We start from the raw sequence: 9520 nt of genomic DNA on the forward strand, positions 1-9520 counted from the left end.
GTGCGCCGGGCGGTCGAGGACGTCGCCGGCGAGCCGGTCGCGGCGGTCGGCGTGGACGGGTGCGGGGCGCCGCTGTTCGCGATCTCGCTCGCCGGCCTGGCCAGGTCCTACGGCCGCTTCGCGGGGGCCGCCGAAGGCACGCCCGAACGGCGGATCGCGGACGCGATGCGCGCGCACCCGGAGTGGGTCGCGGGCACCGGTCGCGACGTGACCAACCTGATGCGGGCGATCCCGGGCCTGCTCGCCAAGGACGGCGCGGAGGCGGTGTACGCGGTGGGCCTGCCGGACGGTCGGGGCGCGGCGGTCAAGATCGCGGACGGGGCGACGCGGGCGCACATCGTCGCCATGGCGGCGCTGCTGTGGCGCATGGGCGTGGACGAGCAGACCCTCGCCCCGTTCGCGCAGGCACCCGTGTACGGCGCCGGCGAGGTGGTCGGCGCCGTCCGCGCGCTCCCCCTTTTGGGTGAACCGACGCCTTAGCCCTGTCGCCCACACGAGCCGGGCGCAAAACTGGCCCCGCGGCCGGTTGGAAAACCAACCGGCCGCGCCAGTGCCGTCCGGCCCCCGGTGCCCGCGAGCGCGCCGGCGGACGGGCCCGCGGGTGCGAGCGCAAGGGGAGCGCTCGCGAGCGCAGCCGCACCGCCCGCACCCGCCACCGCACCGCGCCGTCCCGACCGGAATCGGCGAGTCGCTCGGGCCGAACCCGAAAAGCACCGGGCCGAGCCCCCGAAGGAGCCCGACCCGGTGCCTCGACGACGCGCGACCTACCGTCGCGGCGCGATCGTCAGCCCTTGTTCACCAGCGACCGCAGCACGTACTGCATGATCCCGCCGTTGCGGTAGTAGTCCGCCTCGCCGGGGGTGTCGATGCGCACGACCGCGTCGAACTCGACGCCGGTGTCCGTGGTGACCTTGACGGTCTTGGGGGTGCGGCCCTCGTTCAGCGCGGTGATGCCCTCGAACGCGAAGGTCTCCTCGCCGGTGAGGCCGAGGGAGGCGGCGCTGTGGCCGGCCGGGAACTGCAGCGGGATGACGCCCATGCCGATCAGGTTCGAGCGGTGGATGCGCTCGTACGACTCGGCGATCACCGCGCGCACGCCCAACAGCGAGGTGCCCTTGGCGGCCCAGTCGCGGGACGAGCCCGAGCCGTACTCCTTGCCCGCCAGCACCACCAGCGGAATGCCCGCGGCCTGGTAGTTCACCGACGCGTCGTAGATCGTCGACACCGGGGCGTCGGCCCGCGTGAAGTCACGCGTGAAGCCGCCCTCGGTGCCCGGCGCGATCTGGTTGCGCAGACGGATGTTCGCGAACGTGCCGCGGATCATCACCTCGTGGTTGCCCCGGCGCGAGCCGTACGAGTTGAAGTCCTTGCGCTCGACACCGTTCTCGGCCAGGTACTTGCCCGCCGGGCTGTCGCCCTTGATCGAGCCCGCCGGCGAGATGTGGTCGGTGGTGACCGAGTCGCCCAGCTTGGCCAGCACGCGTGCGCCCGCGATGTCCACGACCGGCGCCGGCTGCATCTGCATGCCCTCGAAGTACGGAGGCTTGCGCACGTAGGTGGACTGCGGGTCCCACTCGAAGGTGGCGCCCGTCGGGATCTCCAGCGACTGCCAGCGCGAGTCGCCCGCGAAGACGTCGGCGTAGCGGTCGATGAACATGTCCTGGTCGATCGAGGAGGCCACGACCTCGGCGATCTCCTCGTCGCTCGGCCAGATGTCCGCGAGGTAGACCGGCTTGCCCTCGGAGTCCACGCCCAGCGGCTCGGTGGTGATGTCGACGTCCATCGACCCCACGAGCGCGTACGCGATCACCAGCGGCGGCGAGGCCAGGTAGTTCATCTTGACGTCGGGGTTGATCCGACCCTCGAAGTTGCGGTTGCCCGAGAGCACCGAGACCACCGCGAGGTCGGCGTCGTTGACCGCCTTGGAGACCTCCTCCGGCAGCGGGCCGGAGTTGCCGATGCAGGTCACGCACCCGTAGCCGACCAGCGAGAAGCCGACCTTCTCCAGGTACGGGATCAGGCCCGCCTTCTCGTAGTAGTCCATGACGACCTTGGACCCGGGCGCGAGCGTGGTCTTGACCCACGGCTTGCGGGTCAGGCCCTTCTCCACGGCCTTCTTCGCGAGCAGCGCGGCGCCGAGCATGACCGAGGGGTTCGAGGTGTTGGTGCACGAGGTGATCGAGGCGATCACGACCGCGCCGTGGTCGATCTCGTACTCGACGCCGTCCTCGCCGACCACCGTGGTCGGGTTGTGCACGCGACCGTTGGAGCCGGTCGGCGCGTCCGAGGCCGGGAAGGACTCCTTGCCGGACTCGTCGCCGTTGGTGACGTAGTCCGCCAGCGCGCTGCGGAAGCGGGACTTGGCCTCGGCCAGCACGACCCGGTCCTGCGGGCGCTTGGGGCCGGAGATCGAGGGCACCACGGTGGAGACGTCGAGCTCGATGTACTCCGAGTACTCCGGCTCGTGGCTCGGGTCGTGCCACATGCCCTGGGCCTTCGCGTACGCCTCGACCAGCGCGAGCTGCTTGTCGTCCCGGCCGGTCAGTCGCAGGTAGGTGATCGTCTCGGCGTCGATCGGGAAGATCGCGCAGGTCGAGCCGAACTCCGGCGACATGTTGCCGATGGTGGCGCGGTTGGCCAGCGGCACCGAGCCGACGCCGTCGCCGTAGAACTCGACGAACTTGCCCACCACACCGTGCTTGCGCAGCATGTCGGTGATGGTCAGCACGACGTCGGTGGCGGTGACGCCGGGCTGCGCCTTGCCGGAGAGCTTGAAGCCGACCACGCGCGGGATCAGCATGCTGACCGGCTGGCCGAGCATCGCGGCCTCGGCCTCGATGCCGCCCACGCCCCAGCCGAGCACGCCCAGGCCGTTGACCATCGTGGTGTGCGAGTCGGTGCCGACGCAGGTGTCGGGGTATGCCTGGCCGTTGCGCACCATGATGGTGCGAGCCAGGTGTTCGATGTTGACCTGGTGCACGATGCCGGTGCCGGGCGGTACGACCTTGAACTCGTCGAACGCGGTCTGGCCCCAGCGCAGGAACTGGTAGCGCTCCTTGTTGCGGCCGTATTCGATGTCGGTGTTGATCTCGAACGCGTCCGGCCGATTGAACACGTCGGCGATGACCGAGTGGTCGATGACCATCTCGGCGGGCGCGAGCGGGTTGATCCGGGAGGCGTCGCCGCCGAGGGCCTTCACGGCCTCGCGCATCGTAGCGAGGTCCACGACGCACGGCACGCCGGTGAAGTCCTGCATGATCACGCGCGCCGGCGTGAACTGGATCTCCTCGCTCGGCTCGGCCTTCGCGTCCCAGCCGCCCAGGGCACGGATGTGATCGGCGGTGATGTTCGCGCCGTCCTCCGTGCGGAGCAGGTTCTCCAGCAGGACCTTCAGGCTGTAGGGGAGGCGCTTGCTGCCCTCCACCTTGTCCAGCCGGAAGATTTCGTACGACTCGTCACCCACGTTCAGGGTGGAGCGAGCGTCGAAGCTGTTCGCGGACACGACGGTCTCCCTTGATCTTGTGCGTTTCTCCCGCATCCTGCCGACACCCACTCGACTCGCGCCAAGCAAGGTGACCCTAAGTAGGGGATGCCGGGGTCTGCGCCCCGCAGATATCTTGATGTCAAGACAAGTCTAGTCTAGGCCCCGACTCCTCCGTGCGGGTACCCGCCACACCCGCGCCGACCCGTCGCTCGCGGATTCCTGCGGGCGATCTCCCCCACACGCGCGCGTGCGCCCCTAACATGCGGACAGCGAATCCGGCACGACCCACGCGTGGGTCCGGCGAGTGGCCCGGGTAAGCGTTCGGAGCACGAGCGCGTCGGGTGGGATGGCGACGAGGGGGATGACGCCATGAAGCGGATCCGGATCGGTGTACTGGGCGCGGCTCGCATCGCGCCGGCCGCGCTGGTCAAGCCCGCGCGGCTGATCCCGGAGGTACAGGTCGCCGCGATCGCCGCCCGCGACGCGGCCCGCGCGGACACCTTCGCGCGACGGCAGGGCATCCCGCGGGTGCACACGGACTACGCCGCCCTGATCGCGGACCCGGAATTGGACGCGGTGTACATCCCGCTGCCCAACGGGTTGCACGCGCACTGGACGATCCGCGCGCTGGAAGCCGGCAAGCATGTGCTGTGCGAGAAGCCGATGGCCGCCAACGAGGCCGAGGCGCAGGAGATCGCGGACACCGCCGCGGGTGCCGGCCTGGTGGCGATGGAGGCCTTCCACTATCGGTATCACCCGCTCGCGGGCCGGATGCGCGAGATCCTGGACGACGGCGAGTTGGGCGAGATCCGCCGGATCACCACGTCGATGTGCTTCCCGCTGCCGCTGCTCGGCGACATCCGCTACCGCTACGACCTCGCCGGCGGGGCGCTGATGGATGGCGGGTGCTACGCCGTGCACCTGATGCGGCTGCTGGCGGGCGACGACGGAAGCGACCCGATCGAGGTGGTGGACGCGCATGCCCTGACGGTCCGCAAGGACCGGCGGGTGGACCGCGCGATGTCGGCGCGACTGCGCCTGCCCGGCGGCGTGACCGGCACCGTGCACGCGTCGATGTTGTCCCGGCGCGTCCTGGACATGCACGCGCACGTCGTCGGCACCCGCGGCGAGATGCGCGTACTGAACTACCTGATGCCGCACCTGCCGCACCGCTTCACCGTGCACACGGGCAAGCGCAAGCGCCGCGAACACCTGGGCGAGGCCGCGAGGACGCCCACGTACCGCCTGCAGCTCCAGGCGTTCGCGGACGCGATCCGCCTCGGCGAGCCGCCGCTGACGCCCGCTGCGGACGCGGTGCCGACGCTGCGCGTCATGGACGCGATCTACCGCGCGGCGGGCCTGCCCCTGCGCGGACAGGCCCCTGCCACCAGGTAAGCGCGGGGCGGCCCCGCCGTAGCCGTAGCCGTAGCCGTAGCCGTAGCCGTAGCCACCGGATCACGTCGTCGAGATCCGACGTGCCGGCTCAATGCATGATGTAGTGCAGGTACTTGTGGCGTCAGACGGTGATCATGGGCCTGACCTGCTGCGGCACCGGATACTTCCCCAGGGAATCGAACGGCAGGGACTTCGTGGGGACTTTCTCGCCAATCGGCTGCTTCACCGTGAACCATCGGTCCATGGCGGCCACGCCGCGCGCTCCGGCCTCCGGCATGAAGTGGCCGTAGTAGTCGAAGGTGATCTTGGCTGATGCGTGGCCGAGCCACTTCGCCAAAGTCACGGGCGACTCGCCCGCCTCCAACTGTACCGAGGCGAAGGTGTGGCGCAATGCGTGGAAGCCCCACTCGCGCGATGACTCCCACCGCGGATGCGCCGGCTGGCCGCTCGGCATCTTCCGCTGCGCCGCGCCCTCCGCCTCGGGCACCGCCTTGATGAGACCGACGCGTCCGAGGGCGGGCTTCCAGACCCGGACGTTCCAGTCGTTGTTGCGCAGGGCACTTCCGTGCCGAGTCGTGACGAGGAGTCGCACCGTGACCTTCTTGCGCTCATCCCTCGGCATGTCGGGCTCGTCCGGGTCCAGCCACGGCAACGTCACCTCCACGGACGGGAAACGGCGCCCGTAGTCGGTCACCCTGGCCACCACGCCGAGAGGGATGGGCAGTCCACGCTCCTTCGCACCCTTGGGCGGTGCGAAGTAGAGCTTGCCTTCGAGGAGGATCACCTGTCGGCGGACCCACAGGAACCCGCCCTCCAGGTCGTCGGGGCTGACCCCGAATGCCTCCCCCTGCCGCAGCCCTGCCCCGAGCCCCAAGTCGACCAGCACCTGGTGCCGTTCGGGCATCGCCGCCCGGACGGCTTCGACCGTGGTTCGCGGCCAGGCCCGCGGCTTCTTGCGCAGCTTCTTCCGTGGCTTGAGATCCCCGAACTGCGTGCAGGGGTTGCGGGCGATCCGCCCGCCGTTGTGCGCGCTCTTGAGGATCGAGGACAGGTGCGTCCATACGACCTCGGCGGTCCCTGCGTCGAGGTCTTTGGCCATCGCGGCGGTCCAGGCCCGGAGTCGCTCGTCGCCGATGCCCATCAGGGGGTAGCGGCCGAGGTGGGGCAGGATGTGGCTGCGGATGCGGTTGGTCATGTAGACGCGGCTTGTTCCGCGCGCAGGGTGCGTGGGGAGCCAGTGCTTCTCGACGTAGTCGGTCAGCAGCATCGCACCGTCGCGTGGGTCGATGAACTCGCCGCGACGGGAGTCCGCTTTCGCCCGGGCCAGCCAGTCCTTCGCCTCCGTGGACCCGTGGAACGACCGATCCTTGACGCCTGGGATCCCCTTGACGCGGTATCGCTTCCCCTTGCCCCACAGGGCAGTTCGCTCGCGCTTGTCTGTCTTGGGGTTCGGCCGCTTCCTGAGCCAGCGGTCCTCGATGTAGCCACCGGACATGTTCGCGCTCCTCTGGAGGATCCGGAATCACATCGGTCAGATGCGTCACAGGGATCCCCAAATCCCGTGTGCGCGTTGTACGTTCGCCCACGCAAGGCTTGCGAGTAAGCAGCGCCCCTCGCCGATTTGAACGGCGAGGGGCGCGCTACCGACGCGAGGTCCTGCGTTGAACGCCCACACCGGGTCTGGGCACCATAGCCACGATCGCTGACAAGTTATACCCATAACCGGGGACGTTCGCCCGAATGGGCTATGCGAGTGCGGGTACGGGGATCGGTTCTCCGCACCAGCAGACGGCCTCGTCCTCGTGTTCTTGGGGCACTCCGGCCACCAGCAGTACGGCCTGCATGAGGAGCAGGGTTTGACGAGTGGATCGGCCACCGGGTACGCGGATCTCCCCCGCATCGTGGCTGAATCCGATCGGCAGTCCGGCTACCGTCTCGTCGCTTAGAGTGACAATGGCGCACACGGTTTCCCCCCAGGTGCATGCACGGGAAGAGCTTTGAACGCCGCGACGCAGGACACGGTCCAGCCAAGATACTCGGATCGTGTGACCGATCAAGGCCGATCGCGTGATGACACGAAAGATCACAGAGCGGATACCGTGGGTCACATTTTGTGATCAACCGGGGACTTATGCCCTACCCTGACGCATTCATGCGTGGCCGAATTCCACTGCGCCCAAGGGAAGTTGGCGTCAGTTGGAGCGGCGCCGACGTTCGATGAGAGCCCGCATCGACGCGAGCGTCATCTCGCGGCCGTCCTCGTTCAACTCGTTCCACAGCCCTAGGAGCTCTTGCTCCTGCTCGGGAGTGAACGTGGCCGGCACTCTGCGTCCCGCGGCTTCAAGAAGAGCCGCAGCGGGCAGGCCCAACGCCTTCGCGATCGCCCGGAGCTTGTCGGGGTGCGGCCCGCGGCTGCCCTTGGCCCGTTCGCCCGTCATCCACGCGTTGATGGTCGACGTGGACACGCCCGATCGCCTGGAGAGTTCGGCCTGCGTCCAGCCGAGCTCATCCAGGCGCGCTTGGATTGCGCTTGCGAGTGCGTCCACAACGGGAAGCATGGCGCACGATCCACATTGCCTCAAGCAGGTGGACAGATGTTGACCGAAGATGGTCATCCACATTCTGACCTGCGTGGATTCAACGATTGCGCGAACTCCGCACACCAAACGCACAACAACGCCTTGACACGCATCCACATTCACGGGAATGTGGATACAGCACGACAAGCCGACCCGTCCGGGAAGGCTTGAAAGTGGATGCAACCCCGAGGATCTCGATGCGCAGACGAGACGACGGCCAGCCGATCCGAGACGCAATGCGGCGAGCCGACCTCTCCATCCTGCGGCTCGCCGAGATGACCAAGCGCGTCGATCCCGCTCACTACGGTGTCTCCAGGTCGCTCATCGGCGCCCTGGTTGCCACGGGATCCTCCGCACGAGACGCCTGTCGACCCCGGTCGGCAGCGCTGATCTCGGCGGCGCTCGACAAGCCCCTCCATGACCTGTTCGTCGACTGAAGTTGGCTCGCGAAATCCACATTCACAGGATCTCCTGGCCCCCTTCAAAGGATCATCAACGGAGAGATCGCATGAAGGTGAAGAAGACCGTGCCAGCACAGCACGCCAAGGCGGATCACCCCGAGCCCCCGGAGTTCTACTCGACCGCCGACGTTGCCCGGATGTTCAAGGTCGACCCGGCCACCGTTCGCGGGTGGCGATTCCGCAACTACGGTCCGGGCCCCTGGGTTCCGGTCGGCCGTAAGCACCTGGTCCGCGCCGAGCACGTCCACGCCTGGCTCGACGCCCTCGAGGCCGCGGGCGTAGGCGGCACCGCCGCCTGACGCAAACCGGCCGGCCCCGAAGGACCGGCCTGGACCAACCCCTTCCCTACAAGGAGCAGGTCTTGAAGAGCAGTATCCGCTTCGAAGAGCCGCCCGCATCAAAGCGGTCATCAAACCCCACCATTGCCATCGCAGCGGCGCTCAAAGCCCGCCCCAACGAGTGGGCCATCGTCCACGTAGCAGCCGCCAGCGCACTCGCGAACAACAAGGCCACGCAGATTCGTGCAGGACGAGCAAGGGCGTTCACGCCGGCTGGCGCGTTCGAAGCGAAGACCCGCGTGGTCGACGGCGAGTACCGCGTCTACGCCCGGTTCGTCGGGAGTGCCGAGTGACCGGCATCGAGCGGTTCACCAACGCCGAGTTCGACATCGAGACCATCCAGGACGGCGACAGCTTCCGCGTCCTCGCCCCGGGCCTCGCCAGGGGGCTCGGCTACCGCGACGCCTCTCGAATGACGGAGTCCCTGCCGGAGAACGAGAAGGGGTACACGACAGCGTGGACCCTTGGTGGTGAACAGCAGGTCCTGGCAGTCACCGAGCCGGGCTTCTACAGGCTGCTCGGCCAGCGGCAGGCGAGCCGGATCAAGAACCCGGAGTCCCGCGCACAGGTCCAGCGCTTCCAGTACTGGGTGTTCCACGACGTACTGCCCTCGCTCCGCCAGCACGGGCGCTACGAACTCCCCGGATCCGACGAGCCGGTGCCCGCGACGCTCACGTGGGATCACGCCGCGGCGATCGGCCGTGCGCGTCACGGTCTGGCGATGAGCCGGGACACGTGGCGGCGGATGCTCCGCTCGGGCGGCGTCCTGCGGTTGAACGGCGCGCCGCGCACCGCTTACGAGGATCTGTTCTGGCCGACGGAGACGCGCTGGGAGATCCACGCTCACGCACTGCCGTACCTGGTCGAGCACGCGTTGCGGACGTGGCGGCGGATCGAGGCCGCGCAGCGCAACGTGCAGATGCTCATGGAGCTCGGCCGGATCGGCCACGAAGTCGAGGGTGCGGATACCCCGGACGGCTTCCCCTTCTAACGCAGGTGCGGGCCGCCTCGCGCCACGAGACGACCCGCTGCCCCACCACGACCCAGAGATCCCTGAAGACACAGAGAGAGGTGGCAGGACGTGAGGACAAGTATCGCCGGGGCTGTGACCCTGGCCAAACCCCCAACGCAGGCGGAGATCGACCGCCGGGATCGCCGTGCGGGTGCCGCGATTGCCGCGGCGATGCGCCGGCAGGTCCCGGACGTGGGCGCCCGCGTGGAGACGACGGACCGGTTCTCGGTCGAGTTCGAGATGCAGATCGC

At 68.6% G+C, this 9520-nt stretch carries 10 protein-coding genes; 7 read left to right on the forward strand and 3 right to left on the reverse strand.

The genetic code is table 11. The features are described 5' to 3' along the window. Positions 1–480: asparaginase (locus ACWCPW_RS50840; RefSeq protein WP_449768479.1), on the forward strand; the 480-nt coding region annotated here is incomplete at its 5' end. Between the two features lie 304 nt (positions 481–784). On the opposite strand, the gene acnA is transcribed toward ACWCPW_RS50840, so the two are convergent. After that, positions 785–3502: an aconitate hydratase AcnA gene (gene acnA / locus ACWCPW_RS50845; RefSeq protein WP_449768480.1), complete on the reverse strand. Its 2718-nt coding sequence runs from the start codon at positions 3500–3502 to the stop codon at positions 785–787. 351 nt (positions 3503–3853) lie between these two features. Between acnA and ACWCPW_RS50850 the strand changes: the two genes are divergently transcribed. Continuing rightward, positions 3854–4879, forward strand: coding sequence for a Gfo/Idh/MocA family protein (locus ACWCPW_RS50850; protein ID WP_449768481.1), 1026 nt, complete (start codon positions 3854–3856; stop codon positions 4877–4879). Between the two features lie 121 nt (positions 4880–5000). Here ACWCPW_RS50850 and ACWCPW_RS50855 read toward each other — a convergent pair whose 3' ends face one another. Further along, complete coding sequence (locus ACWCPW_RS50855) at positions 5001–6374, reverse strand: tyrosine-type recombinase/integrase (RefSeq protein WP_449768482.1); 1374 nt, start codon at positions 6372–6374, stop codon at positions 5001–5003. Between the two features lie 697 nt (positions 6375–7071). After that, entirely contained in the window at positions 7072–7425 is a 354-nt protein-coding gene (locus ACWCPW_RS50860) for a helix-turn-helix domain-containing protein (protein WP_449768483.1), read from the reverse strand. 230 nt (positions 7426–7655) lie between these two features. Here ACWCPW_RS50860 and ACWCPW_RS50865 point away from each other — a divergent pair, with 230 nt between their 5' ends. The 5 genes from ACWCPW_RS50865 to ACWCPW_RS50885 form a co-directional block, all read left to right on the forward strand. Further along, the gene (locus ACWCPW_RS50865) at positions 7656–7895 is read left to right on the forward strand and encodes an XRE family transcriptional regulator (RefSeq protein ID WP_449768484.1); all 240 of its coding nucleotides are present in this window, start codon (positions 7656–7658) and stop codon (positions 7893–7895) included. A gap of 71 nt (positions 7896–7966) precedes the next feature. Then, entirely contained in the window at positions 7967–8218 is a 252-nt protein-coding gene (locus tag ACWCPW_RS50870; RefSeq protein WP_449768485.1) for a helix-turn-helix domain-containing protein, read from the forward strand. A 62-nt stretch (positions 8219–8280) separates the two neighbouring features. Then, complete coding sequence (locus tag ACWCPW_RS50875; protein ID WP_449768486.1) at positions 8281–8550, forward strand: hypothetical protein; 270 nt, start codon at positions 8281–8283, stop codon at positions 8548–8550. Further along, on the forward strand, positions 8547–9248 hold the full coding sequence (locus ACWCPW_RS50880) for a BRO-N domain-containing protein (protein ID WP_449768487.1): 702 nt from the start codon (positions 8547–8549) through the stop codon (positions 9246–9248). The genes ACWCPW_RS50875 and ACWCPW_RS50880 overlap by 4 nt, the downstream gene beginning before the upstream one ends. 90 nt (positions 9249–9338) lie before the next feature. Next, the coding region (locus ACWCPW_RS50885; protein ID WP_449768488.1) for a hypothetical protein at positions 9339–9520 on the forward strand (182 nt) is incomplete at its 3' end.

This window comes from Embleya sp. NPDC001921 (assembly GCF_053594475.1).

Bases quoted from the DNA above. Each gene is read 5' to 3' on its own strand.
- ACWCPW_RS50850 (WP_449768481.1), top strand. From the start codon at position 3,854: ATGAAGCGGATCCGGATCGGTGTACTGGGCGCGGCTCGCATCGCGCCG.
- ACWCPW_RS50855 (WP_449768482.1), bottom strand. From the start codon at position 6,374: ATGTCCGGTGGCTACATCGAGGACCGCTGGCTCAGGAAGCGGCCGAAC.
- ACWCPW_RS50865 (WP_449768484.1), top strand. From the start codon at position 7,656: ATGCGCAGACGAGACGACGGCCAGCCGATCCGAGACGCAATGCGGCGA.
- ACWCPW_RS50870 (WP_449768485.1), top strand. From the start codon at position 7,967: ATGAAGGTGAAGAAGACCGTGCCAGCACAGCACGCCAAGGCGGATCAC.